Raw genomic sequence first — 26,570 nt, forward strand, 5'->3', positions numbered from 1 at the left:
GTATTAATTTTCTCTCGGAGGTCATTTTTATCTGTGTCTAAAATGTATTTTTATGTAAAAGTTAAGCGCTTGGATGGACGTGTTCTGAACTATCAATTGCCTAATGATTTACAGGAAGCGATGCGTATATATCGAAAAGAAAATCCGAAGACTTGGACTAAGATGTTCAAACATGCTTTAATTAACATTCCTTTAGAACCATATAGCGCAAAGAATCATTATCGACCATTAATTGGTGTCGGCTTAATTAAAAATGTATTCTATCTCAATAAACCAAAAGCACTGCGCACAAGAGGTCAGTTTCTAACATTTGATAATTGGTCAAAGAAAGGTTGGAAACACTTTTGGAGAAGCTCTGCTTTTTTAAGACACGATCATAAATTGAAGTCTAAGATTAATATCATGTATCAATACTACCAATGGAAAAAATGGCATAAAAAAATAAGCTAACTATATTCGCAGTATAGTTAGCTTACACCTATTAAGGTTCGTTTGGTATTCACAATCCACCTGTGATTCTTTACTTATTAACCATCATTTCACCGACTGTTCTAAGCTATTCGGTAAAACATTTCCTTGTTGTTCTATATTTAATTCTTCTTTGAGTTGTTTATTGTATTGCTGCTTTAGGGTTGATTCGTATTTATGTGACCATTGTTTTAGACTGACGTAATACAGAACGCCTACTACAATAGCGAGTACTACGACCACTGGCCAGAACAATGATGAAACGATATTCTCCGATGAGGCTAATCCTATCGGTGAGAACAATACGAATGTAAAGATTATTGACCCAAATAAGACTACTATCACTGGAATGGTATATTTCCATGGTGTCATATCTACTTTAGGATTTAGTTTAAATTGATAAGGTGTACTTAATGGCTTAATTGCTCCAATGATAACCATTAAAAGTAATTCAATGACAAGCAATAATCCAAATTGATTGTTCGTACGTAATGCCAAACATATTGGGTATATCAAAAATTTGTATCACAGCTAATGAGCCTGAATACTGTACTGAAGGAATGGTAATGAAACCATAACCCACCATAAATAACACGACAATTAATAGTCTCATTTGATGGTCGAAACGCGTATTTATAAATTCAGGAAGCGTCGTAAAGGCGCCTCCTAAATATTTGGGTAATAGAATAGTCGCTAATATAATGACTGAAAATCCAGCTGTTACTTCCCATCCCATACTTGATAAGTTATTCTGATAACCTTGTCCGTTTAATCCTATTAATTGCTCGGCAGATAAATTGGTAAGAATTAAGGCACCTGCGATAAGTCCACCCGTTAGTCCTCTTCCACCTAAGAAAAATCCTCCAGAACTATTTACTGTATTCTTCGTCTTATAGTAAGAACACCAAGCGACAATACCGATAAAGAATGCACATGAAACAAGTGTAAAAGCTACATACATATTAATGTCCAAATCTTCAGAAGCATAACAGCTTAAACTGTTTTATTCGTTCCTAACTATGTTGCTTTGCATAACTTAATCCAATTTTTTCTCGTAATGTTCCTTCGCTATAATCTTCTTGTACTAATCCTCTATCTTTTAATATTGGAACCACTTTATCTACAAATAATTGGAATTGTGTAGGATTGAGTGGTGCCATAATATTAAAGCCATCTGCAGCACCTTTCGTAAACCATTCTTCCATTCTATCTGCAACATCTTCAGGTGTCCCAACGATAATATGATGACCTCTTGCGCCAGCTACATGTTTCATAACATCTTCAAGTGTAGAATGATGTTTCTTAGCTGTTTCTTTAATCAAATCAACACGACTTTGAATATTGTTTCCTTGATCGATTTCAACATCCTCAAATGGTGTATCTAATTCATATCCACTTAAATCTGTATCACCTAAATAAGAAGATAGTAATTCTAATCCCATTTCTTTCGGAATCAAATCTTGCAACTCATTATAATTCTTTTCCGCCGCTTCTATCGTCTCACCAATAAACGGGAATATTCCAGGCATTATCACAACTTCTTGGTGATCGCCTCTTTTTTCTTTAACTTTACTTTTTAAATTTTCAGCAAAACATACAGCTGCATCCGCATCATTCTGGGCAGTAAACACGACTTCTGCATACTTAGCCGCAAAATCAATGCCTTTCTTAGAAGAACCCGCTTGCACAAGTAAAGGGTGACCTTGAGGCGGTTGTTCAATATTTAATGGACCTTTCACACTGTAAAATCGTCCTTTATAATCAATCGTCTTAGGTTGATAATCTGGCAATAATCTACCCTCATCATGTAACTTTTCAGGATTCACATCATCCCATGAATGCCATAACTGTTTAGAAACTTCTACAAATTCATCCGCTTGCTCATACCTTAAATCATGATCCACATTATTTGTTCCATTAAAATTCGATGCAGTCGCATTAATTCCAGAAGTAACAATGTTCCAACCAGCTCTACCATTACTATAATGATCTAAAGAAGCAAAGATTCTTGCTAGATTAAACGGTTCAGAATATGTCGTTGAACCCGTTACAATAAGCCCCAAATGCTTCGTTTCTCTAGCTACAATAGACATGAGTGATAAAGGTTCGAAAAATGAAAACATATCAGGATGTGTCTTCTTATCAACATACAAACTGTCTGATACAAACAAGAAATCAAACTTAGCTTTTTCCAAAATCTTTGCCTGTTCAATCGTCTTCTCTAAATTCATACCACCCTTTTTAATAGACTCAGGATGTCTACTACTCGCAACATGATGTCCAAAACCTGTTAAAAAATATCCTAATTTCATTCTTTTCATCTTTGTTCCCCTTCATTATTTATTATTCCTATTGGATTAATAAGAAATATCTTACCATTGTCTATTTATAGAGTCAATTTACAATTTTCAAAAAAATTATTTTAGAATTAAAAAACCTACCAACATCAATTATTGGTAGGTATAGATAATTCAATTTATATAAAAAGTCGAAAACTTATTTTTTCTTCTTTTTCTCTTCCATAATCCCAAGAATAATAAAGCCAACAATGAATACAGGAATGAATGCAGCAATCATTTGAAACACCTCTTATCTTAATATTCTTTATATCATGCTGATCATAACAAGAAATAAGATAAGCTCATGGTAAACGAGTATGGTGTGATGGGAAATTAAAAAATTATTTAATATTTTGAAGTTCATGTGTTCATTTAACTTACAAGTTTTCATAATTAAAAGCAGTAAAACCTCAATAGTTAATTGAAGTTCTACTGCTTTTTCTAATATATTTATGATCCGTTTGGGCACCATTTTATAACAACAAATTACGTCCACTATCAATATCAAAGAAATGACATTTATTTATATCAATTGCTAATTCAATTTGATCTCCAACTTTCAAATCATTTCTTGCATCAATTTGAGCTATCACATTTTCACCATTTAATTTAAAATGTATCATAATATCTGATCCTAATAATTCAGAAACCTCTACTTTTGCAGTCAATTTTGTATTTTGACTCGCATTTATAAATACTGGTTCTGCCTTAATATCTTCTGGACGTATGCCAAAGTTAACGTCTTTGTTCATATACCCTAATTCTTTTAATTTATCGTGTTGATTTCCGGTAAACTGGAATACATGCTCTCCAATTTTAACTCCTTCATCAGTGATTTTACCTTGTACAATATTCATAGCAGGTGACCCTATAAATTGTGCAACAAATATATTGCTTGGCGCATTATAGACTTCTCTCGGAGTTCCAATTTGCATAATGTCACCTTTGTTAAGTACGACTATTCTAGATGCCATAGTTAACGCTTCAGTTTGATCGTGTGTAACATAAATCGTAGTCGTATCTAGCCTTTCGTGAAGCTTCAATATTTCTGCTCTCATTTGAACTCTGAGTTTAGCATCTAAGTTAGATAAAGGTTCATCCATTAAAAATATATTGGCATCTCTTACTATTGCACGTCCGAGTGCTACCCTTTGTCTTTGACCTCCTGATAATGCTTTTGGTTTTCTATCTAGGTATTCTGTTAAGCCCAATATTTCTGCAGCTTCATTTACCCTTTTCTTAATTTCTTGTTGATTAACTTTTCTTAGTTTGAGACCAAATGCTATATTATCGTATACTGTCATATGTGGATACAATGCATAGTTTTGAAACACCATTGCAATATCTCTATTCTTAGGCTCAACATCATTCATACGTTTACCATCAATTGTAAAGTTTCCTTCTGAAATACTTTCTAATCCAGCTATCATTCTTAACGTAGTAGACTTCCCGCACCCTGAAGGACCAACGAACACAATAAATTCTTTATCTTCAATAGAAAGATTAAAGTCTTTTACAACGTGAGTTATACCATCATACGTTTTTTTAATATGTTCTAATTTAATTTCAGCCATCCTTTCACCCTCCTCTTTCGACATTCTTTTCACCTTTACATTTTAAAATGTAATCATTACTCGAATTTATAAACTATTTTTTCTACTTCATTTGATTCATCATTGTTTGTCCAACCTACTTTATGAGCTTCTCCTTGGAAGAAAATCACGAATTGATTTTCGTTAAAAGGCGTAATCAAATAATCTTTATTTTTTGGCTTACCCAGACTAAAATCATCTTGTTCTTCATATGCCTTTTCAATAATATAACTATTTTCACCAACCATACCGATAAATTCTTTACCTTCTATCATGATATGCAAATCTATATATTTCTGATGTTGTTCAAAAGGCTTTTCAGATTCTGTTTTATAATGAATAAAATTCTTTATGATTTCGTTATTAGTAGTTCCGTTTAAATTTGTTTTGATATCATCATATATTTCTTTAGGAATAACACTTTTATATAAGTCTATATTTTTTAATTCATCAATTATCATTTGCTACTACCTCTTCTATTTTGACTTTTCTATTTTCCTCTTTAGAAATAGTTAATGCATCAGCAGTAGCAATAGAAGACATTGCCGCAGTTCCATCAACCAGTGGTTTAAATTCTTCTGATACTTCTTTCCCATTTAATAACTCATGTAAGTAAGCCATTTCTCTTTCCATTATCCCTTGTAACCAAAGTGGTGGTTTCTTATTAGGATTACCATACATAATAGCACCATCATCTTTACTACCTTTGTATATATTAGTTCTATCCTCATCTTCTTCTTTACTTCGGTGTAATAAAAATTGTTTATCTTCATTGTTTTTTCTTAGTACAACTTTAACGTCTTGTAAATCTATCAAAATAGCACCTTTAGTACCTTGGATTTTGACATAATGATCTGACCATCTAAAAGCAGAACCATATTGTAGCGTTGCATATCGATTATTTTCGAACTCTAAAGTGATTAACAACATATCATCTTCATCACCAAATTGTTCACCATTATGCGCAACATTTCCTCCAACCATCGTTGCTTGCTTTGCAGATCCCATTATAAATTGAATGAAATCTAACTCATGAATATGATGATACAAGTGACCACCTGATATATCTCTTTTTTTCTTCCAACTTATTGTTTCCTGTGGTTCTTCCCAACCATTTCTTTCCGCATGACAAAATAATACGTCACCAATTTCACCATCATTTATGAATTGTTTAACTTGTCTAACACCATCCATAAAATTCATCACATGACCTGCCATGAAAAATACATTATTTTGTTTAGCTGCTTCAATCATTTCAAAACAATCTTTGTAGTTAAGTGCTATTGGTTTCTCACAAAAAATATGCTTTTTATGCTTAGCTGCTAATAGTGCTGACTCTTTATGATAACCATTTGGCGATGCAATAATAATTGCATCAATATCTGGTCTACTACAAATTACCTCCAAATCTTCATCAAAATCACAATTAACTTCTTGTGCTAAACTTTTACTGTTTTCATTATCTACATCATAAACAGAAACTACTTTAGCATTTTCAATCTTTGAAAGTATTCTAGCTAATTCTTTACCAAAGTATCCTGCTCCGATTACACCGTAGTTTATTTGTTTCATATTTTTATTCCTTTCTATTTAACTGAACCATCTGATAGTCCAGCTGCGATTTTTTTCTGTATAAACATAAAGAATATAATTGAAGGTAAGACAATAATGACTGATGCTGCTAGCATTTGTCCCCAACTTAATATTTCTGATCCATTTAACGAATACAATGCAATTGATATTGGCATTTTGTTTGTACTATTAATAAGTAACAATGCAAATAAAAATTCATTCCAAGTATTAATAAACGTATATACTGCTGTTGCGACTAGACCTGGCATAACAATTGGTAAAACAATTTTACAAAAAATTGTTAATCTGCCAGCACCATCAATCATAGCCGCTTCTTCAATTTCATAAGGTACAGTGTTAAAGAATCCTATTAACATCCATATTGCGTATGGGATTGAAAATGATAAATACGTAATAACTAAACCAGTCCAAGTATTCATCAATCCCATTTGTACGATTACAATTGTGTATGGGATTGCTAATAATATTGGTGGAAACATATACGTCGCAATAAGCATTTTTGTCATTAATTTACCAAATCTCGGAAAGAATCTCACAATACCGTATGCACCTAAGGCAGACACAATTATAGTAATGAGTGTTGCAGCCAAAGATACAATCAAACTATTTCTGATATTTGTTACAAATCCTAAGTCGAATAATACTTGTTTATAATATTCGATTGTAAATTCCTTTGGTATTAAAGTTAATGGGCTGTTTGCTAACTCATTTGCTGATTTAAATGAGGATAATAATATCCAAAGAAATGGGAATACGGCAATTATTGCTAAAATAATGATGATTGCATATAACCCAGTGTTTACTAAATGTTTTTTCTTCATATTATCTATCCTCACTTTCCCATTTATCTAATACTTTGAAATAAATTAGACTAATTGAAATTAGAAAAATTAATAACAGTATTGTTATTGAAGATGCTGTACCTAGTTGCATCAATCCCCAACCTGTTTTATATGCATATATCGGTATAGTTGTTGTTACACCACTTGGGCCACCACCAGTGATTAAAAATAGTAATTCAAAATTGTTAAAGACCCATATTGTTCTTAGTACAACTAACAAACCAATGACACTTCTTATATGTCTCAAAGTAATATTAGTAAATGATTGCCATGCATTAGCGCCATCCATAACTGCTGCTTCATATTGCTCTTTAGGTATTGTTTGTAATGCTGACAGAATATTTACCATAAATAACGGTGCACCAAACCATATATTTATAAATACAACCGTTCCAAATACAAGCATATCGTTAGATAAGAAATCTAAATTAACGTTAGTTAAACCGATTGTTGTTAATAAATTAGGTATAAATCCAGAAACATCATTTAATAGCCACTTCCATGTAAAACCAATAACAATAGTTGGAAATGCCCAAGGAATAATCAGTAATACTCTAAATAATCCAGAGAACTTTGGTAGTTTATTTAAAGTTAAAGCCGCAATAAAACCAATTACTAATTGTCCAACTATCGATAATATCGTCCACTTTACTGAAACCCATAATGCCTCATAAAACTCAATTGAACTTAGTACAAATTTAAAATTTTCAAATCCGACAATATCGTAGTCCGACTTAATCAAGTTCTTAGATGTAAAACTAAAATATATACTTGAAAAAATAGGATAGATCAGTAACAATACAACAATTAATAGAGAAGGTAGGATAAACAACATACCTACTTTATCCATTTTTTTAAAGTTTTCTTTCAATTGATACATTTTCATCACCTACCTATTCATAATTTGAAACTGTCTATTTAATTTATCTTCTGCTTTTTTTGCAGCATCTTCAGTACTAATATCAGTTGTAACGATTTCTTGGAACATCTCTTCAATGATATTCTGCGTCGTTAATATACTTGCCTCTACATTTGGACCATCTTCCATACCAATTGCAGTACCATGAGAGATTTGTCTTTCAATCATATCTATCTCTGGTTTAAATGCTTTTATCGTTTCATTTGATTTGTACTTAGGATTATCTGACACACCTTTCATTACAGGTAACATACCTCCAGGTGTTGAAAGTAAGAAATCTACATAATCATCTTCTTGATAAAGTTCTTTTATAAATGCTCTAGAAATATCTTTATGTTTACTATGTTTCCATTGGACTAAAGGTACATTTGTTGTTTCAATTCCTTCACTTTTTTCAGAACTTTTTTGTGTCGGTATTGGAGCTGCACTAATTTTCTTCAATAAATCAGGAGAGTTTGCTTTAACACCTGAAATTTGGAACCCACTATTGAAATCAAATGCTGTTTTCCCTTGATAAAATAATGTAGCTTGATCAAGAACTTTGAAGTTGATAGATCCTTTAGGTGAACTAGAATGATATCTATTAACCCAATAATTAATTCCATCTATAGCTCTTTTATTTGTTAAATCTGCTTTCCCGTTTTTAATCAATTTTTCTCCATGTGATCTAACATAAAAATTCAAAAATCTAGTAGCCATCATATCTCCAGTACCCATTGGAACTGATATGCCAAAGGTACCTTCTTTAGAAATTTTATCTGTAACTCTTTCAAAGTCATCCCATGTTTTTGGAACTTCTTCATTTACTTTTTTAAGTAAATCTTTTCTATACCACATTACTTGAGCATGAGAATATAACGGAATTGAGTAATGCTTACCATTCTTCTCACCTTCTTTTAAAGGACCACTATAAAACTTATCTTTCCCTATATCATTTATAATCCCATCGACATCTGACAAGACATTAGCATCTATCATAAGTGACACATCATTTGGCATCGCTGTAGAAATATCAGGTACTTGTCCAGCTTGAACACCAGTTGTCCATTTTGTATGAAATTCTGGCCAAGCAAAAGTTTCGATTTTTATTTTTACTTTTGGATGTTTCTTCATAAACACTTCAGCCTTTTTCTCAATGTATTCTTTCCTAGGACCTTGAGTGAAAGAATGCCAAAAAGTGATTTCACCTTCTAACTCATTTGAATTTTTATTAGAAGTTTCTGTTTCATTTTTTTGACCACAAGACGCTAAAATAAGAATAGAAACAAGTAACAAATATAAAATTTTACTTTTCATCGACTTCCCTCCTTTTAAGTAAGCGCTTACAAAATAGTATATATAACCATTTATACAAAAAATAGCATATAAATCAATTAAAACTAGCACAAATCAATGATTGTGCTAGTTTATATAATTTCTATATGCCCTTGGTGATAATCCATATATTTGTTTAAATTGCCTCGTAAAATAATTGGCATCTTCATATCCCACTTGTAACGCGATTTCATTTATTTTTAAGTTCGTATTGAGTAATAATTCAGCTGCCGAGGTCATCTTGTATTCATAAATATAAGTTTGAGGTGATTTACCCGTATAATTTTTAAATAATAATCTAAACTGTGATTCACTTAAATCAATCATACTCGCTAATGTAACAATTTGATGAGAAGTACTTAAATTATTTTTAATATAGGCTATAGTCTGAATAATTCTTTTATCATTACGATTATTAACTACCATTTCAGAATCTAACCTAGGTGTAATGACTGAACTTTTTAAATGAGACTTTATAGTACCTATTAAATAATATAATTGTCCTAATAATTTATAATTTTGACCCGTGTCATCATGTGTAAATAATTGATTCATCTTAATAAATAATTCCCCACAAATGTTTGTTATCTCAGAATCATCAAATCGAATATGATTCGGAAGATCGACAGTTAATAATTTTTGTAATGCTCCATACCTATGCAAATCAGCTCTATATCTTAAACTTATAAACTCTATATTCGATTCAATAGCTTCACTTTTTAACGTTGCATTTTGTGGAATACACAAAATATCCCCTTCTTGTACTTGATAATTTTCTCCATTAATCGTGAAACTACCAGACCCTTTTACAATATAGCGAATAAGCGAAAATAATACCCCATCATCATAATCCTTCCACCCTTGTAAGAATCTATAATGATTGATATATAAAAATTGCAGTGTATATAAGTTTGCCAAAACCACCCCTCCTTACTCACTTTTATTATACTGATACTAATGAGATTGATACAATTCTTTGTTATAGTGTTCTCATTCTCATTTTTCACGCAAGAAAGCCAAGACACATGATATGCCTTGGCTGTTAATCTCTATTCTTTATTTACACATATATTACTAAATAACGCTTCAAATGCTTGCGCTTGTATTGAACTTGCATGCTTCAGTTGAATTTCTCGTTTAGTATCAGCTAATGAAGGTTCCGCTTCTATCTCTTTTAACGCATTGATTAATTGATCTTTATGTTCTAACGAGAATTGATTTTCTTTTGCAATATAATCTGCATTATGCACTGTTTCTTTATATCCTAAAATCAATAACTTGTGCTCAAATGCTACTTTAATAGCATCTAGAATTTCATTACCTTTGTTAATATCTAAATAAATGTCGCATGTTTCATACAAAGTATGAATTTTCTCTTTAGTTGCTACAGGATATAGCGTGACATTATGATATTTATTAAGTTGAAGTAACTTTTGAGACATTCCAGTAATAGCTGCAATATGAAATTGATATTGCGGATGAGCTTTAACGATATCTTCAATATGTGGAATTTGATCAGAGTTCGTTAATGTGAGCACATTGCGTGCTTCTTTATGATTATTTTTAAACTCGTATACATAACCTGCTTTCGCAATTCTACTTTGATGTTCATATTCTACAAGTTCACGTACTTTATCGTATTCCTCGTTACTTGGTACTAAAATTTTACTACCTCTTGTCTTATCAGCTAACATAAGCTTCATATTTCCCGGTAAATGATCTTTCATTTGTTCTTGCCAATACAAATAGTCGTGTCCTTCTACTTTTAAATCATGAAGGACTGCGAAAGGTATAGATAAAGAATTGACTAAAAAGCTTTCTAAAGGGGTTTCGCTCATTTTCAAATAAAATATGACAAACTGTACTTTTGATTGGAAGATATATTCTTTATCATTCCATTTCAACATAATATCGTTCGTTACGAAATTCTCACTTATAATTTCTTCATTTCGATCGTTGAACCATCGTTTAATAATCCTTCTTTGATTATCATCAACCATTAATTGCGCATACTTTAAACCTTTATCATTATAATAGTCAATGACTTGCGTTCTACCTTGTTTGTTCAACCATTCAATTCGCTCAACTATTCTGAAACCGTAATTCTTCTTATATATAATTCTACCTTTTACTTCGCCCATATTTTTAATTTCTGCTGAATTATTATTACCTCCAATTTCCCAAAATCTTGGCAATGGCACTTGATTAAAGAATAAAGGTTTTGAAGCATGATCATCATTATTTGCGAAAAACTGATAAGGTGTTATGACATTTGAAGGCAAGAATCCATCTTCTTCAATGACAATGGTCTGTACATTCACCTTTGCGTTCTCAAATGTTTTATAAAGTCTTTGTGTTCTTATATCGAAAGATTCAAATAGATTAATCATGTAGCACCTCTTCAATTAAGTGAAACCACTTTTGTTTAATATTGTCAGTCTTGAATTGTTCAGCAAGTTCATAAGATTTCTCATGAAATGATGAAGTATCATTTTTGAAAAATTGAACAACCGCATTAGCTAAATTATCGACGATTTCTTGTTCTGATTGTTGACTTTTATCGAATGGAATTAAATAACCATTTTCATGATGATTGATAAATGTTGTGTTTCCATAATCGACATCAAATCCTATCATACCTAGACCAGAGCCGACAGCTTCCATCAATGTTAATCCGAAACCTTCACTCGTTGAACCTGCGAAAAACAATTCATAATTCGCATATACATCTTGTAACTTCACATGTCCTAAAAGTTTGATATAGTCATTTGCTTCATTTTCATTGATTAATTTTTGAAGCATGTTTCTTTCTGCACCTTCTCCGTATATATCAAATATCAAATCTGGAATAGATTGTTTTGCTTTGACGACGGCTTTCACTAACCAATCTATATGTTTTTCACTGGCTAATCTTGATGCCGTTATGACTGAATAAGGCTTTCTATTATCCGGTATAACCACATCGTGAATACTACCAACAGGCACTGTATAAATCTTTGGTTGTGTACCGTAATATTTATTAAATTGATTGCTGAGAACTGTTTTTTGTCGGTCTGTTGCTGCAATATAAAAATCAATTTCTCTTCAATGAGAAAATACATATTCATAATAATTATTCCATAGAATATAATCATCAGTTGTTGAATTTTCACTATAATGTTCAGCATGAATGACAACGCCTAATTGAGACTCGCCTTTATTTTGAATAACAGGTTGAGCCATTCCTTTAGACCGGTCAATAAGCACAATATCCTTTGATGTTAAATGCAGACATTTCATGAAATAAGCTACAAATTCTTCTTTAGAATAGAAAATTTGATCCTTAAACATGTATAACTGACCGTTATTATTTAAATACTCGTTATAAGCAATAGAACCATCTTCATTATAGAATTGTCTCATAGGTTCTGTTGCAAAGTAAAAAAATATAGCTAACCACTAATATGTCATGTCAGTGTTCGTTTAACTTGCTAGCATGATGCTAATTTCGTGGCATGGCGAAAATCCGTAGATCTGAAGAGACCTGCGGTTCTTTTTATATAGAGCGTAAATACATTCAATACCTTTTAAAGTATTCTTTGCCGTATTGATACTTTGATATCTTGTCTTTCTTACTTTAATATAACGGTGATCTTGCTCAATGAGATTATTCAGATATTTCGATGTACAATGACAGTCAGGTTTAAGTTTAAAAGCTTTAATGACTTTAGCCATTGCTACCTTCGTTGAAGGTGCCTGATCTGTAATCACTTTTTGAGGTTTACCAAATTGTTTAATGAGACGTTTGATAAATGCATATGCTGAATGATTATCTCGTTGCTTACGCAACCAAATATCTAATGTATGTCCCTCTGCATCAATCGCACGATATAAATAGTTCCATTTTCCTTTTATTTTGATGTACGTCTCATCAATACGCCATTTGTAATAAGCTTTTTTATGCTTTTTCTTCCAAATTTGATATAAAATCGGGGCATATTCTTGAACCCAACGGTAGACCGTTGAATGATGAACATTTACACCACGCTCCCTTAATATTTCAGATATATCACGATAACTCAATGCATATCTTAGATAGTAGCCAACGGCTAAAGTGATGACGTCCTTGTTAAATTGTTTATATCTGAAATAGTTCATACAGAAGACTCCTTTTTGTTAAAATTATACTATAAATTCAACTTTGCAACAGAACCATTATTGATCTATTAAAGCAAAAAAATAGTAAAACATCCTACTTTTGTAGACTGCTTCGCTATTTCATTATGACTGAACCCTACCTCCCCCACAAAAATTCTACTATCTCTTTCGCGACTTGTTTGTTTTCATGTAGTTCGCTGTGTTGGGCTGTTTTACCTTCGTATTTGGATTCTTTATAGCTTTTCGGGCTATTTCCTAGTAAATATTTCAACGATTTTGATGAGCTGTTGGATACGCGCCCGTCTGAGTTGGTACCGTCTTGTAAGTCACCATATATGTTTAATACTTCTATTTCTTGTCCTTTATAGATATCTTTCAATTGTTGCAGTTCTGGATATGGTGGGTTCATTCGACTTGGTTTACCGCTTCTATCCACACTAATTTCATTTACTTGTTCATTCATATTTAATACACCGTTAAACGTACCGGCAATGTTCACTTCTTTATTCAATTGAGGTAATGTTTCATCATCCCCGTATTTCAACATATATTTAGCGAATGATAAATTCCCCATTGAATGTCCGACAAAGTTAAATTTCTTAATGCCATATTCAGTTTGTAATTTCGTTAATACGTTTTTAAACCACTCTGCATTGAGATCCAGGTCACCTTGTTTATTATTTTCAAGTTCTATTTGAACAATAGGATTCGTCGCATCTTTTTTAAGTTTTCCTTTTAATTCAACTTTTCCATCTTCAGATACATATGCTGTGATGACTTCTTTAGTGACGCCCTTTTTCTTCGCTTGTTGAACCATATATTTCTCTGAATTCGCACTTCCTGCATAACCATGTAGAAATAATGTCGGTATTTGGCTTTTTATATAAGTTGAGTCTGTTGATTTAACTGTTGCTGAATGATGTTCGTTAGATGGTTTCGTCATTATCACAATGATCATCAGCATAATAATACCAATCCCCAAAATCCATAACTTCTTCACTACGATAACCTCAATTCTGTTATTTTGATTTAAGTATAAAATATGTTTACATAAATTTCCTTATGTATTACTTATAAACCCCACAAGAGTCAGTCTGAGGGTTGTCTGATGTCATACTGCTCGCCCTATAAAAACAAGCATATCACTTTCAAACTGAGGTTGTCAGTTTAGTGATATGCTTCATTTCGCTACGCTTCTTTATAGCCTTTTTTAGATGTTGGGTTGATAATTGCTAATATTAAGCCGAGTACTGCTACGATACATATAACAACGTATGCGACGCGTACGCCGTGTACTAATCCTTCTATTCCATATTCATGTGGATTTAAGATGGCTGTATTCATAACTGTTACTAATATTGCTGAACCCATTGCTGCGCCGACTTGTCTCATTGTATTATTCATCGATGTTCCATGTGGTACTAATTCACGTGATAAATTGTTTAACGCAGCTGTTGTTAATGGATTAAAGACCATCGCATTTGCTGCGAGTGAAATGGCAAAGAATATTGTGACATAAGCGAATGATGTGTGTGCATCGAGTTGTGTGAAAGCTAAGGATGTAATCACGACAATTGAAACGCCTATGATGGATAATAACTTACCGCCGTATTTATCGAATATTTTACCTGTGAATGGTGAAAGTAGACCTGTTATAATTCCACCTGGCATCAGTGCTAATCCTGACATTAATGGTGAATATCCGTGTAGATTTTGTAAGTAGAATGACAATACTGTTTGACTTCCTATAAATGAAACAAAGACGATACAGACGATAATCATATTGATCGTAAAGGATTTATAGGTGAAGACGCGTACGTTAAGAAATGGCTCAGTCATGCTTAATTGTTTCACGATAAACATTGTTAAGATGACAATACCTGCAATGATCATTGAATAAACTAAAGGATGATGCCAGCCTAAATTACCCGCTTCGCTAAAGCCAAATAACAATGCCGCAAAGCCCAATGTAGACAGTGTGACAGATAGTTTATTAAGCTTCGGTTTCGTAACATCTGTTACATTCTTCACGAATTTCAACGCAAATAATAAGTCTATAATGACTACGATTAATAAAATATAAAATATCACTTTCCAACTGTAGTGAGAAACAACCCAACCTGACAATGTTGGACCAATTGCTGGTGCGAAGCTGACAACTAATCCAAACATCCCCATAGCTTGCCCTCTTTTATCAGCTGGATAAACAAGAAATAGGACTGTCTGCATTAAAGGCATCATAATCCCAGCACCCATTGCTTGAACTGCACGTCCTACGAGTATGACACTGAATTGATCCGTTATAACACAAATAATAGAACCTACTATAAAGAATGTTAAAGCTGCAAAGTATAACGTTCTTGTCGTAAATCGCTGTGTTAAATATGCGGTAATGGGAATCATGATTCCATTCACTAACATAAATATAGACGTCAGCCATTGTACTGTACTGCTCGTTAAATGCATTTCTTTCATAATACTTGGTAAGGCTGTAGTCATGAGTGTCTGGTTCAAGATGGCCACAAATGACCCTACCATCAAAATCGTAATGAGCAAGGTTTTTTCCCTTTGTTTCAACTCTTCCACGACGACATCTCCTCAAAATCTTTCTCTAATATTATCATGTTATACAAAGGCATATGATAAAGTCAAAATGCATGCTTTACGTATCAAAATGTTTAGATGTTACGATAGATAATTTGCATTAAAATGAGTAAATATCCTTTTGTATAAGTTGCACTTTTATGGTAATATCATCATGGATAAATATTTAATAAATTAATAAATAAGAAGGTTAAAATATATTATGAAAGAAAATTTTTGGAGTGAATTGCCACGTCCATTTTTTATTTTGGCACCTATGGAAGATGTTACGGATATCGTCTTTCGTCACGTAGTCAGTGAAGCAGCGAGACCGGATGTCTTTTTCACTGAGTTTACAAATACGGAAAGTTTTTGTCACCCTGAAGGTATACACAGTGTTCGCGGACGCTTAACGTTCAGTGAAGATGAACAACCTATCGTCGCACATATATGGGGCGACAAGCCAGATCATTTCCGAGAAATGAGTATCGGAATGGCAGAAATGGGCTTTAAAGGTATTGATTTGAATATGGGCTGTCCTGTGGCAAATGTTGCAGGCAAAGGTAAAGGTTCTGGCTTAATTCTAAGACCTGAACGTGCCGCTGAAATTATTCAAGCAGCTAAAGCTGGTGGTCTACCGGTAAGTGTTAAGACACGCCTCGGTTATTATGATATAGAAGAATGGAGAGATTGGTTAAAGCACGTCTTCGAACAAGACATCGCAAACTTATCTATTCACCTTCGTACGCGTAAAGAAATGAGTAAAGTAGATGCACATTGGGAATTAATCGAAGCGATTAAGAATTTGCGTGACGAAATCGCACCAAATACATTGTTAACAATTAACGGTGATATACCTGATAGAAAGACAGGTCTTGAACTTGCTGAAAAATACGGCATCGATGGTGTTATGATCGGTAGAGGTATCTTCAATAATCCATTTGCATTTGAGAAAGAGCCTCGTGAGCATACAAGTAAAGAACTATTAGACCTACTCAGATTACATCTCACATTATTCGATAAATACGCGACAAGTGAAACAAGACAATTCAAAAGCTTACGTAGATTCTTCAAAATATACGTACGTAGCATGAGAGGCGCTAGCGAATTAAGACATCAATTAATGAGTACAGAAACAACAGATGAAGTACGCGCATTACTAGATGAATTCGAAGCTCAAATGGAAGACGTCGTTGAATCTTAAAGTGAATCAATAAAGAGTCCCCTGTTAACGTTGGAGTTAGCAGGGGATTTTTTGTTGGGTATTATGGGATTGTTGGGAGAGTTAATTACAAAAGTTAGGGAATCTGTAATTAACGGGCGTCTTAGTTACAAAACTCGGCACAAGTAGTCAAGTCCATATGTTTGTGTAATATCTTTAGAATGTAATCAACCTTTGGTTTTTTAATGAATCGAACAACTATATATGTTTTGAAGTTTAAACAGATATAGTTGTTTGATCACTACTTATTTTTTAAAAAATAAGTAGCTTAATTAAGCGATAAATGGTCTGTTAGACTTATCAAATCTTTCTTGAATATCCATAAGTACTGCGCCAATTAATCTAAAAGCTGAATCTAGATTAGGGAATGTTTTAACTATTTTTTCTCGTTTTCTGAGTTGCATATTAATATTTTCAACTGAATTAGTAGTTCTTAGATTTTTATGATGTTGAGCAGGAAATCTATAGAATTGTGAGGCATCTTCGAAGCCTTCATCCAATATTTTAATAGCTTCCACATACTTAGGATTACTTTCATATTGTGCAATGAATTCATCTTTGAGCTGAACAGCGTGACGATATGTTGGTGCTTGGAATATTGATTTAAGTAACATTCTAGCTTCTTTAGAGTTCTTTTTAGGAAATCTCTCTACAATATTTTTAAGAAAATGGAATGTACAACGTTGCCAAGATGAATCAATAAACTGTGACTTAATAGATTTAATAAGTCCAGAATGCGCATCAGAGATAATAAGTTCAGGTGTTGTTAAACCACGCATTCTTAAGTCTTCAAAAAACTCTGACCAAGCTAATTCTGACTCTTGATTAGAAATTTTAAAGCCAATAATGTCGCGTTTTCTATTTTCGTTGATACCCATAGCGATATAAACACCTTTAGAAACAATTTTATTATTCTCTCTTACCTTAATGTGCATAGCATCAACAAATACATACTTATACTGATGACTAACAATAGGTCTACCAGCCCATTCTTTAATTTCAGGATCTAGGTTTTTTATTACGCCTGAAACAGTTGATTTAGACACAGATTTTCCCGTTAGGGATTCCACAATTTTATTAACATTTCTAGTTGAAACACCATTAATGTATGCTTCTGTCATCGCTAAAATAAGCGATTGGTCAGAACGCGAATATTGATTAAATACTTCAGTTGTAAATTCACCGTCACGTGTTCTTGGAACTTTTAATGTCAGATTGCCAATAGGCATCAGGAAATCACGCTCATAATAGCCATTACGTTGTGCGTTTCTTCCTGAATTCTTTTGTTTATATCCAGCATTAACATACTTGTCTCTTTCCATTTCCATGTATGCATTTATGACAGTCATAGCTATTGTTTTCATAGACGCATTCATATCACTTCCAAAAATAGCACTTGCCAATTCTTCATAATCTAAGTTAACATTTAATTGAGTCATATATAGTCACCTCTACAATTTTTTCTTAGTCGATTACATTGTACCAAAGTGAGCTATATGTGGCTCTTTTTTTATTACACAATTATATGGACATATTCCTAATTTAGACAACGTCGTGCGTGACTTTAAAGAAAAAGGGTTTGACTGTATCGGTATTCCAGCAGATGTTTCGAATGAAGATGATGTCATAAATCTTGTCGAAGAAACTGAAAAACATTACGGTCGTATAGATGTTTTAGTAAAATAACGCAGGCTTACAACATGTCTCAAATATTGAGGATCTCCCAACAGCTAAATTCAAACAAATGATTGATATTATGTTAGTGGGTACATTCATCATGACGAAACATGTATTACCTATTATGAAAAAACAACAATTTGGTCGTATCTTAAATATGTCTTCTATTAATGGCGTTATCGGATTTTCAGGAAAATCTGCATATAACAGTGCCAAACACGGCATTATCGGTTTAACAAAAGTCACTGCATTAGAAACTGCAGAAGACGGTATCACAGTAAATGCCATATGCCCAGGTTACATTGATACACCACTTGTACGTGGCCAAATGGAAGACTTAGCCAAAACAAGAAACGTAAGTGTTGATCAAGTACTTGATGAAGTATTATTCCCAATGATTCCTCAAAAACGACTTGTAGACATACAAGACGTAGCAGACTATTCCGTATTCATTGCCAGTGACAAAGCCAAAAGCGTAACTGGTCAATCTATCTTAATAGACGGCGGATATACAGCACAATAATAAAAAACTCAGGCTAGGACATAATGTATGTCTCAACCTGAGTTTTTATTATTTCATACGTTATAGAATAACTTGATTTCTTGAAAACCTTTTAAAAATTCTTCCTCGCTATAATCATTTTCTCCTCTAGAACACCACCTGATATGCTAGATAATGTTTTCTATTAATTTATAAATTTATTGCTATTTTTTATTAATAGGACTATTATCTTTATATCTTATAATGCAGGTGATAAAAAATGAATACTATATTCAAAGTTACTATGATTTATCTAACACTATTTTTAACGACTACAATCATAGGTTCGATATTACTCTACTTGCCAGTTACTGGACGAAAACCTATTGATTTTGTTGATGCTTTTTTTATCGCTACAAGTGCATTTACAGTAACAGGGCTTTCAACTGTTGATATACCTAACCAGTTTAATGAATTAGGATATTTGGTAATACTTCTACTGATTCAAATTGGTGGGTTAGGAATTGTTACTTTAATGATCTTTATAATGATTTTCACTAGAAAAAACATTACGTACAAAAATAGAGAATTATTAAAGTATACGTGGAGTCTTGATAATGATTCAGGATTACTAAATATAACTATACGCCTTGTTTTATTCAGCTTTATTATCGAGATTTTGGGTGCTATTCTTTTATCGCTTGTCTTTATACCAGATCACGGTCTTGCTAGAGGTGGGTTCATCAGTATATTTACTTCTGTATCATCATTCAATAACGCTGGTTTTTCTTTATTTTCAGATAGTCTGATGAGTTACAGTGATAACTTAATTGTGAACGTCATTGTTCCATTGTTAATTGTAATTGGCGGTATAGGTTATATTGTTATATTAGATTTGTGGAAAGCTAATCGCTTAAGTAAATTAAGTCTACATTCAAAAATCGTATTAACTACTACAGCCATATTAATCGTGATTGGATCACTTTCATTTTGGCTATTAGAAGCAAATAATGTATTAAAAAACGATAATTGGATTGTTCAAATCTTTAAATCCGTTTTCCAATCGATATCAACTAGAACTGCTGGATTCAATACCGTTGACATAGGTCAATTACACGACTCTACTCTATTTATATTTGATTTATTAATGTTTATTGGTGCCGCACCTATGAGTACCGGTGGTGGTATAAAAGTTACGACCTTTGCTATCATTATCGTATATTTATATACTTTATTAAAAGGTCAGACACATCCACATATATTTAAGAAAAGTATTGTGACGGAACAAATAAATAAAGCAATAACTGTATGTTTTTTATCAAGTTCTATAATTTTTATCTCAACATTGAGTATTTTAATTCAAAATCCAAAACTTGATACAACAAAGGTATTATTTGAAACGATTTCAGCTTTTGCAACAGTTGGACTTTCAACTGGCATAACCGCTGATTTAAATTCGATGTCTAAAATTATACTCATTTTGCTAATGATAGTTGGTAAAATAGGCGTACTCATTATCCTTTCGATATTTGTACACCTCAAAAAAGAGTTATACTTTTACTCAACAGAAAAGATTCATTTATAATTCTATAAAAATAATCGCCCGATACGTAGTAGTGAACTACAGAATCGGGCGGTTTTGTTATTGTGAAAATTTTGCGAGGCAGTCTAACCAGTCTTGATGTCCATTAATCATAGGATGCTTCTCGTCTTGCGCCATTTGTTGTTCTGGTATGCCAATTTGTGATTCTTTAAATCTTTATTTTCTATCTAATAAATACCAAAGTATAATCGGTTTATAATTGCCTCCTATTAAACTTATAATCGCTTCAACAGGACAATTAAACAATCTTTCTTTCATACTTAACCTCTTCTTCCCCCACCTACTTATGATAACTTTCTGCTTATCAGTTAATGATGCGGTTTATAAAGTAAGATGAATTTTACTTATTTATATATAATTACACCCTATTCAATTTTTAAGGAATATTTCTTTATATAATTGTATTCTACTTCCGATTTCATCTCTAATACGTTGAAATTCTGACCATTCTTTTCCTGCTGGATCATCAAAGCCCCAGTGTTCTTTTTTGACGTTAGGTGGTATGATGGGACAATTATCATCTGCATTGCTACATAATGTTATGACTAAATCTGATTGTCTTAAGATATCATTATCAATCAAGTCTGATGTATGATTTGAGATATCAATACCTACTTCTTTCATAGCTTCTACTGCTTTTGGATTAACACCATGTGTTTCAATTCCAGCAGAATAGACATAAAAACTGTCACCTAAAATTTTCTTTCCCCAACCTTCTGCCATTTGGCTACGACAAGAGTTGCCAGTACATAAAAAATAAATTGTTTTCTTACCCATAGTTAAAGCCTCTTTTCTTAAAATATAATTAGTGTGAGATATAAACCTAAGAGTGTGACAAATAGTACCGGAATAGTAATAATGATTCCTGTTTTAAAGTATGTTCCCCCAAGAAATTTTTACCCCTTTTTGTGTTAAAACATGAAGCCACAATAATGTCGCTAACGAACCTATTGGCGTAATTTTAGGTCCTAAATCAGAACCTATAACATTCGCATAAACCATACCTTCTTTTAATATGCCTGTTGCACTAGATTGTCCAATTGCGATTGCATCTATTAATACAGTAGGCATATTATTCATAATGGAAGATAAAAATGCTGATATAAAACCCATGCCCATAACACTACTGAATAATCCATGACTTGAAATATTAGATAATACTTCAGCTAAAATTGATGTGATGCCAACGTTTTTTAATCCAAATACAACTAAGTACATACCTATAGAAAATAGAACAATATTCCATGGTGCACCTTTAATCACTTGTTTAGTATGAACTGCAGGAGAATTACGAGCTAAGATCACAAAGATAAGTGCAATCGTACAAGCAATGATCGATACAGAGATTTGAATAAACTCACTAACAAGATAGCCTACAAGTAATATTGCTAATACTAGCCAAGAAATCTTAAATAATTTTAAGTCTTTAATTGCATCATTTGGGTTCATAAGTTTCTTTTTTTCGAAAGTTTTTGGTATAGATGTTCTGAAATAAAGCCATAATACAAATATGCTAGCGATCAGAGAGAATATATTTGGAATAATCATTCGACTAAAGTACTCAATAAATCCAATATTGAAGTAATCAGCAGAAACGATATTTACTAAATTACTCACAATTAATGGAAGTGATGTAGTATCAGCAATAAGTCCACTTGCAATAATAAAAGGGAATATCGTTTTTTTACTGAAACCCAAATTTCTTACCATCGCTAATACAATTGGCGTTAAGATTAAAGTAGCACCATCATTTGCGAAAAATGCAGCTACTATTGATCCTAATAGCATGATATATACAAACATTTTTAAGCAGTTACCGTTTGAAGCTTTGACCATATGTATTGCAGACCATTCAAAAAATCCAATCTCGTCTAATATTAATGAAATAAGAATAACAGCTACAAATGTTAAAGTGGCATTCCAAACGATACCTGTTACCTCTAGTACATCAGAAAAGCTAACAACACCTGTAATAATAGAGATGACCGCCCCAATTAAAGCTGTAATACCAATATCTAAACCTTTAGGTTGCCATATCACAAAGATTAAAGTTAAAAGAAAAATTACAATTGCTAAAGTCGTCATAATCAACATTCACCTGATTTTATATTTTTACATACACAACGTTGGTTAGATGTGTTAATAATGTTTATATTTTGATTGATATCATCTAAAATAACATGATTAAGTTGATACATATGCTTGTTACCATCTTTACGTGTATAAACTAATTCGTTATCTACTAATAACTTCATATGATGACTGAGTGTTGGTTGTGAGAATTGAAAGTGCTCCAACAAATCACAAGCACATAATTCATCACAAGAAAGTAAGTCTAATATTTCCAATCTGCTTGGATCTGATAACACTTTTAATATTATTGAGAGTTCTTTATAAGACATATATGTACCTCCTAGATATTAAATAGATTAAAATCTATATTGATATATGTCTATATAGATGTTTGACTGTATCGTAATTACAAGTATTAAAATCGGGATGAAGAGTAGTTAATGTCGTTTCAATAAAAAAGGCACATCCACATTATTGAACAATTCGTCAATATGTGATGTGCCTTTATTACATTTATATATAATTAAATATTAAATAAATCATTAAATGATTCTATCATAGTAGGATGTGTATATATATTGTCACGTAAAACTGTATAGTCAATATTTTGGTCAATTGCCAGTTTTACTATATTAATGATTTCCTCAGATTGTAAACCATATAAGGTAGCGCCAAGTACTTTATTTGTTGTTGCGTCTATCACAACTTTAAACAGACCTCTAGGATCATTATTAATTTTGTGACGAGGTATATTACTTACTGGTAGTTTACCTTCTTTAATTTCATACCTTTGTTCTTTTGCTTCTTTAGCAGTCAATCCCACACGAGATAATGGAGGATCTATAAATACCGTATAAGGTACCGCACCTCTATTTTCTGTAGTGCGAGCAACTGAACCGAATAATTTGTCTTTAACAATTCTAAAGTCATCTAAAGAAATATAAGTGAATTGCATGCCACCTTTTACATCACCTATTGCATAGATATGTTTTACAGCTGTTTCCAACTGATTATTGACTTCTATTTCGCCACGTTCACCTAGTTTAATATCAGTGTTTTCTAAATTTAAGTCAGTATTTGGCTTTCTACCAATTGCGAGTAATACCGCTTCTGCTTCAAAATCACCTTTATTCGTTTTAGCGATTGTATATCCATCTTTATCTTCAAATTCTGAAGTTTGAGCACCTAACTCGAATTTTACACCTTTATCTTCTAAATCTTTAATCGCATGTGAAACGATTTCTTCATCTTCTCTTGCCATTAATTTATCATTCGCTTCTAATACAGTCACTTGTGTACCAAAGTTTGAAAACATAGATGCGAATTCTAAAGAAATATATCCTCCGCCAACAATAACTAACCGTTTAGGTTGTTCGCTTAAATTCATTATTCCTGTAGAATCATATAAATGTTTAGATTCTTTAATGCCTTTGATATCAGGAATAACAGGTGTTGCACCAGTATTTATCACAATGTCATCTGCTGTTAAAGTATCTACAACTTTGCCTTGTTCATCTAATAAGTCTACTTCCGTATTGGATTTAAAGCTAGCCTTGTAATCTAATACTGTTATATTTTCATCGTCTGCTAAATTATGATAATTCTTTTTATTAAGGGCCGTTACGACTTCTTCTTTACGCTCAAATGCTTGATTGAACGATCCACTTTCTAATCCTTCGTGCACTAATGTTTTAGATGGAATACAGCCGATATTGATACATGTACCACCATACATTTTTTTGGATTGTTCAACAACTGCTACTTGTTTCCCTTGAGCTGAAGCTGTTTTTGCTAGTGTTTTTCCACCTTTACCAAACCCTAAAATTAATAAATCATACTTTTTCATTGTAACCCTCCATTAATATATCGTTTAATATATCTCCAATAGAAATATTTTGATAATATTTTTCAATTATTTCAAATTCTTTTCGATGATAGTTGGACATTACTCGACTCATTTCATTTGAGATTTTACAGTCACTTTCTTTTGTACCTGTATAAATTCTGCCAAATGATTGACTAGAAGCGAATAATTTAAATAAATTGGATAATGGCGTATCTAACACATTACCATTTATACGATACCCTCCATATTTGCCCTTTTGTGTTGTAATGTAACCTTCTTCTAATAGTTTACTCATAACTCTTCTTAATTGCACAGGATTAACACAAACTTTTCATGACAATTCGACACTACTAAATCTTTCAGATGAATGTTTACTTAAGAAAGTTAATACGTGAACCGCGATATTAAATTCTAAATTCAATGAATCATCTCCTTTTAAATGTAACTATAATAATTATATTTAAACATATCTACTTCTTAAGTTCAAATAAAAAAATCACGCCTATAATAAGACGTGATTTTTTCTTATAAAATTATTGATTGTTGTTGATATAAGAATCTGGATTAACTGAATATTCATTACCTACGCCACCTTGCATACGTTGGAAATGTAAATGTGGTGCCGTTGAATTACCAGTATTACCTGATTGTCCAATTTGTTGACCTGCTTTCACTTCGTCACCTTTATTTACATTTAATTTATTCATATGCATGTACCATTGATAATAATCACTATTTTTCTCTTTTATTGTTACTTGGTTACCACCACCGTAGTTACTCCAACCACTTTGAATCACAGTTCCATCTGCTAAAGCGTATACAGGGGTATTTTCTTCCATAGCATAATCTACACCGTAATGTGCACCTCCGCCGTGATATTGACCATATTCTTGTAACTTTTTATTTTTAGTAAGCCAATTTGATGAAGCTTCTGCATTACCTTTCGCTTCCTTAGTGCTAGTTGCATCGTTGTTATGAGTAGATTGTTCTTTAGAAGCAGTATTGTTATATTGAGCTGTTTCTTGATTATCATTTGTTTCATTAGAAGTCGCTACATGTCCATTACTTCCTGTTTCATTATGCTTAGCTGTTTGATTATCATTTGCTATCGTTTCTTTATTTGTTTCAGATGTTTGATTCTCTTCTCCATTATTTACTTGATAACCTTTATCCTTAATTGATTGATTTGATTGAGATGGTGAATAATCATTATCATCTTTTTCAAAATAGTAATAATGCGTAACACCATTTTGATCTACTTCATACGATTTATATTCTTTATGTTCAAACATAGATTGATTCCAATTGCCATCTAATGTGTGATGATAATTCCCTTTACTATCTATTGTGTAATAAACATCATTTTCAATTCCCGTATGGTTGTGAGTATTTTGCGTAGATACACTACTTTGTTCTTCAGCTTGTGCGTCTTGTTGAGCAATACTCATAGTTAGAATTCCAATAGTCGCTATTGAAGTTGTTAGTATTTTTTTCATTTTAATAAACCTTCCTTTTCTTAAACTATAGAACTCAATCTATCACGTGCTTAAATGAAAATAAATACTTGTAATCGATTTGTGTATAGTAAATAAAAAGTTGTAATATTTTCAAAATAATATTACTGATTTCTGAATTTTTGATATTAGTATCATTCCTTATTACACATAGGATGTATACATTTAATGGGCTATTTTCAAAAAAATTCATTACAAGTTAAGAATCTAATAACTTTCAAAAGATACCTAAAGGGACATTCTTATTACTCATAAAATTAGATGTTGAATTAACTAGCATTTAAATAATAAATATAGAGGCAAGGATATTAGATGATATCCTCGCCTCTATATTTATGATCGATTTAATTTTTACACCATCCAATTT

23 protein-coding genes and 3 pseudogenes are annotated in these 26,570 nt (G+C 32.2%); 4 read left to right on the plus strand and 22 right to left on the minus strand.

Annotated elements, in window-relative coordinates; translation table 11 throughout:
* Window positions 1–42 precede the first annotated feature (42 nt).
* Window positions 43–450, plus strand: a complete 408-nt coding sequence (locus tag MUA60_RS14870; protein WP_037589129.1) for a DUF7679 family protein — start codon at window positions 43–45, stop codon at window positions 448–450.
* Between the two features lie 84 nt (window positions 451–534).
* Here MUA60_RS14870 and MUA60_RS14875 read toward each other — a convergent pair whose 3' ends face one another.
* The 15 genes and pseudogenes from MUA60_RS14875 to MUA60_RS14950 form a co-directional block, all read right to left on the minus strand.
* Window positions 535–909, minus strand: a complete 375-nt coding sequence (locus MUA60_RS14875) for a hypothetical protein (RefSeq protein WP_262648925.1) — start codon at window positions 907–909, stop codon at window positions 535–537.
* 10 nt (window positions 910–919) lie between these two features.
* Window positions 920–1,429, minus strand: coding sequence for a sodium:solute symporter family transporter (locus tag MUA60_RS14880; protein WP_262648927.1), 510 nt, complete (start codon window positions 1,427–1,429; stop codon window positions 920–922).
* 52 nt (window positions 1,430–1,481) lie between these two features.
* Window positions 1,482–2,789, minus strand: a complete 1,308-nt coding sequence (locus MUA60_RS14885; protein WP_262648929.1) for an LLM class flavin-dependent oxidoreductase — start codon at window positions 2,787–2,789, stop codon at window positions 1,482–1,484.
* A gap of 491 nt (window positions 2,790–3,280) precedes the next feature.
* A complete protein-coding gene (locus MUA60_RS14890; protein WP_262648931.1) occupies window positions 3,281–4,381 on the minus strand; it encodes an ABC transporter ATP-binding protein in 1,101 nt (366 codons plus the stop codon).
* 56 nt (window positions 4,382–4,437) lie between these two features.
* On the minus strand, window positions 4,438–4,860 hold the full coding sequence (locus tag MUA60_RS14895; RefSeq protein WP_262648932.1) for a NanQ anomerase/TabA/YiaL family protein: 423 nt from the start codon (window positions 4,858–4,860) through the stop codon (window positions 4,438–4,440).
* A complete protein-coding gene (locus MUA60_RS14900) occupies window positions 4,850–5,971 on the minus strand; it encodes a Gfo/Idh/MocA family protein (RefSeq protein WP_262648933.1) in 1,122 nt (373 codons plus the stop codon). The genes MUA60_RS14895 and MUA60_RS14900 overlap by 11 nt, the downstream gene beginning before the upstream one ends.
* Before the next feature lie 14 nt (window positions 5,972–5,985).
* Window positions 5,986–6,813, minus strand: a complete 828-nt coding sequence (locus MUA60_RS14905) for a carbohydrate ABC transporter permease (RefSeq protein ID WP_243526283.1) — start codon at window positions 6,811–6,813, stop codon at window positions 5,986–5,988.
* A gap of 1 nt (window position 6,814) precedes the next feature.
* Window positions 6,815–7,714: a carbohydrate ABC transporter permease gene (locus MUA60_RS14910; RefSeq protein ID WP_262648934.1), complete on the minus strand. Its 900-nt coding sequence runs from the start codon at window positions 7,712–7,714 to the stop codon at window positions 6,815–6,817.
* A gap of 9 nt (window positions 7,715–7,723) precedes the next feature.
* Window positions 7,724–9,049 (minus strand): ABC transporter substrate-binding protein, encoded by a 1,326-nt coding sequence (locus MUA60_RS14915; protein ID WP_262648935.1) that lies wholly within the window; start codon window positions 9,047–9,049, stop codon window positions 7,724–7,726.
* A 105-nt stretch (window positions 9,050–9,154) separates the two neighbouring features.
* A complete protein-coding gene (locus MUA60_RS14920) occupies window positions 9,155–9,985 on the minus strand; it encodes an AraC family transcriptional regulator (protein WP_262648936.1) in 831 nt (276 codons plus the stop codon).
* 131 nt (window positions 9,986–10,116) lie between these two features.
* Window positions 10,117–11,457 (minus strand): accessory Sec system glycosylation chaperone GtfB, encoded by a 1,341-nt coding sequence (gene gtfB / locus MUA60_RS14925; protein ID WP_262648937.1) that lies wholly within the window; start codon window positions 11,455–11,457, stop codon window positions 10,117–10,119.
* A pseudogene (locus MUA60_RS15640) lies at window positions 11,450–12,466 on the minus strand (glycosyltransferase); the annotation flags it as partial. The gene gtfB and the pseudogene MUA60_RS15640, both read right to left, overlap by 8 nt.
* 63 nt (window positions 12,467–12,529) lie before the next feature.
* The gene (locus MUA60_RS14940) at window positions 12,530–13,204 is read right to left on the minus strand and encodes an IS6-like element IS257 family transposase (RefSeq protein WP_262648940.1); all 675 of its coding nucleotides are present in this window, start codon (window positions 13,202–13,204) and stop codon (window positions 12,530–12,532) included.
* Between the two features lie 136 nt (window positions 13,205–13,340).
* Window positions 13,341–14,204, minus strand: a complete 864-nt coding sequence (locus tag MUA60_RS14945) for an alpha/beta hydrolase (RefSeq protein ID WP_262648941.1) — start codon at window positions 14,202–14,204, stop codon at window positions 13,341–13,343.
* Between the two features lie 188 nt (window positions 14,205–14,392).
* Window positions 14,393–15,790 carry an MDR family MFS transporter gene (locus tag MUA60_RS14950; RefSeq protein WP_262648943.1) on the minus strand — a complete coding sequence of 466 codons (1,398 nt, stop codon included), beginning with the start codon at window positions 15,788–15,790 and terminating at the stop codon, window positions 14,393–14,395.
* A gap of 220 nt (window positions 15,791–16,010) precedes the next feature.
* On the opposite strand from MUA60_RS14950, the gene MUA60_RS14955 reads away from it, so the two are divergent.
* A complete protein-coding gene (locus tag MUA60_RS14955; RefSeq protein ID WP_025904672.1) occupies window positions 16,011–16,991 on the plus strand; it encodes a tRNA dihydrouridine synthase in 981 nt (326 codons plus the stop codon).
* 290 nt (window positions 16,992–17,281) lie between these two features.
* On the opposite strand, the gene MUA60_RS14960 is transcribed toward MUA60_RS14955, so the two are convergent.
* Window positions 17,282–18,448 carry an IS256 family transposase gene (locus MUA60_RS14960; RefSeq protein WP_107611145.1) on the minus strand — a complete coding sequence of 389 codons (1,167 nt, stop codon included), beginning with the start codon at window positions 18,446–18,448 and terminating at the stop codon, window positions 17,282–17,284.
* A 121-nt stretch (window positions 18,449–18,569) separates the two neighbouring features.
* Here MUA60_RS14960 and MUA60_RS14965 point away from each other — a divergent pair.
* Window positions 18,570–19,209, plus strand: a pseudogene (locus tag MUA60_RS14965) (3-hydroxybutyrate dehydrogenase); the annotation flags it as partial.
* A 238-nt stretch (window positions 19,210–19,447) separates the two neighbouring features.
* Complete coding sequence (locus MUA60_RS14970; protein ID WP_262648944.1) at window positions 19,448–20,752, plus strand: TrkH family potassium uptake protein; 1,305 nt, start codon at window positions 19,448–19,450, stop codon at window positions 20,750–20,752.
* Window positions 20,753–21,139: 387 nt separating this feature from the next.
* On the opposite strand, the gene arsC is transcribed toward MUA60_RS14970, so the two are convergent.
* The 6 genes and pseudogenes from arsC to MUA60_RS15000 all read right to left on the minus strand — a co-directional run bounded on the left by arsC (window position 21,140) and on the right by MUA60_RS15000 (window position 26,185).
* Window positions 21,140–21,547: an arsenate reductase (thioredoxin) gene (gene arsC / locus MUA60_RS14975; RefSeq protein ID WP_262648945.1), complete on the minus strand. Its 408-nt coding sequence runs from the start codon at window positions 21,545–21,547 to the stop codon at window positions 21,140–21,142.
* Window positions 21,548–21,564: 17 nt separating this feature from the next.
* Window positions 21,565–22,858 (minus strand): annotated as a pseudogene (gene arsB / locus MUA60_RS14980) (arsenite efflux transporter membrane subunit ArsB).
* Entirely contained in the window at window positions 22,858–23,172 is a 315-nt protein-coding gene (locus tag MUA60_RS14985) for an ArsR/SmtB family transcription factor (RefSeq protein WP_262648947.1), read from the minus strand. The pseudogene arsB and the gene MUA60_RS14985 overlap by 1 nt, the downstream one beginning before the upstream one ends.
* Before the next feature lie 194 nt (window positions 23,173–23,366).
* Window positions 23,367–24,689 (minus strand): hypothiocyanous acid reductase MerA, encoded by a 1,323-nt coding sequence (gene merA / locus MUA60_RS14990; RefSeq protein WP_262648948.1) that lies wholly within the window; start codon window positions 24,687–24,689, stop codon window positions 23,367–23,369.
* A complete protein-coding gene (locus MUA60_RS14995; protein ID WP_316964760.1) occupies window positions 24,676–24,984 on the minus strand; it encodes a transcriptional regulator in 309 nt (102 codons plus the stop codon). Before MUA60_RS14995 ends, merA begins: the two co-directional genes overlap by 14 nt.
* Window positions 24,985–25,222: 238 nt before the next feature.
* Entirely contained in the window at window positions 25,223–26,185 is a 963-nt protein-coding gene (locus tag MUA60_RS15000) for a M23 family metallopeptidase (protein WP_262648949.1), read from the minus strand.
* Window positions 26,186–26,570 lie beyond the last annotated feature (385 nt).

This window comes from Mammaliicoccus sciuri, from assembly GCF_025561425.1.
Taxonomy (GTDB): domain Bacteria; phylum Bacillota; class Bacilli; order Staphylococcales; family Staphylococcaceae; genus Mammaliicoccus; species Mammaliicoccus sciuri_A.

What these genes read in the sequence shown, in the direction of transcription:
- MUA60_RS14870 (WP_037589129.1), top strand. Translation starts at nt 43, where the DNA reads ATGTATTTTTATGTAAAAGTTAAGCGCTTGGATGGACGTGTTCTGAAC.
- MUA60_RS14875 (WP_262648925.1), bottom strand. Translation starts at nt 909, where the DNA reads ATGGTTATCATTGGAGCAATTAAGCCATTAAGTACACCTTATCAATTT.
- MUA60_RS14880 (WP_262648927.1), bottom strand. Translation starts at nt 1,429, where the DNA reads ATGTATGTAGCTTTTACACTTGTTTCATGTGCATTCTTTATCGGTATT.
- MUA60_RS14885 (WP_262648929.1), bottom strand. Translation starts at nt 2,789, where the DNA reads ATGAAAAGAATGAAATTAGGATATTTTTTAACAGGTTTTGGACATCAT.
- MUA60_RS14890 (WP_262648931.1), bottom strand. Translation starts at nt 4,381, where the DNA reads ATGGCTGAAATTAAATTAGAACATATTAAAAAAACGTATGATGGTATA.
- MUA60_RS14895 (WP_262648932.1), bottom strand. Translation starts at nt 4,860, where the DNA reads ATGATAATTGATGAATTAAAAAATATAGACTTATATAAAAGTGTTATT.
- MUA60_RS14900 (WP_262648933.1), bottom strand. Translation starts at nt 5,971, where the DNA reads ATGAAACAAATAAACTACGGTGTAATCGGAGCAGGATACTTTGGTAAA.
- MUA60_RS14905 (WP_243526283.1), bottom strand. Translation starts at nt 6,813, where the DNA reads ATGAAGAAAAAACATTTAGTAAACACTGGGTTATATGCAATCATCATT.
- MUA60_RS14910 (WP_262648934.1), bottom strand. Translation starts at nt 7,714, where the DNA reads ATGTATCAATTGAAAGAAAACTTTAAAAAAATGGATAAAGTAGGTATG.
- MUA60_RS14915 (WP_262648935.1), bottom strand. Translation starts at nt 9,049, where the DNA reads ATGAAAAGTAAAATTTTATATTTGTTACTTGTTTCTATTCTTATTTTA.
- gtfB (WP_262648937.1), bottom strand. Translation starts at nt 11,457, where the DNA reads ATGATTAATCTATTTGAATCTTTCGATATAAGAACACAAAGACTTTAT.
- MUA60_RS14940 (WP_262648940.1), bottom strand. Translation starts at nt 13,204, where the DNA reads ATGAACTATTTCAGATATAAACAATTTAACAAGGACGTCATCACTTTA.
- MUA60_RS14955 (WP_025904672.1), top strand. Translation starts at nt 16,011, where the DNA reads ATGAAAGAAAATTTTTGGAGTGAATTGCCACGTCCATTTTTTATTTTG.
- MUA60_RS14960 (WP_107611145.1), bottom strand. Translation starts at nt 18,448, where the DNA reads ATGACTCAATTAAATGTTAACTTAGATTATGAAGAATTGGCAAGTGCT.
- MUA60_RS14970 (WP_262648944.1), top strand. Translation starts at nt 19,448, where the DNA reads ATGAATACTATATTCAAAGTTACTATGATTTATCTAACACTATTTTTA.
- arsC (WP_262648945.1), bottom strand. Translation starts at nt 21,547, where the DNA reads ATGGGTAAGAAAACAATTTATTTTTTATGTACTGGCAACTCTTGTCGT.
- MUA60_RS14985 (WP_262648947.1), bottom strand. Translation starts at nt 23,172, where the DNA reads ATGTCTTATAAAGAACTCTCAATAATATTAAAAGTGTTATCAGATCCA.
- merA (WP_262648948.1), bottom strand. Translation starts at nt 24,689, where the DNA reads ATGAAAAAGTATGATTTATTAATTTTAGGGTTTGGTAAAGGTGGAAAA.
- MUA60_RS14995 (WP_316964760.1), bottom strand. Translation starts at nt 24,984, where the DNA reads ATGAGTAAACTATTAGAAGAAGGTTACATTACAACACAAAAGGGCAAA.
- MUA60_RS15000 (WP_262648949.1), bottom strand. Translation starts at nt 26,185, where the DNA reads ATGAAAAAAATACTAACAACTTCAATAGCGACTATTGGAATTCTAACT.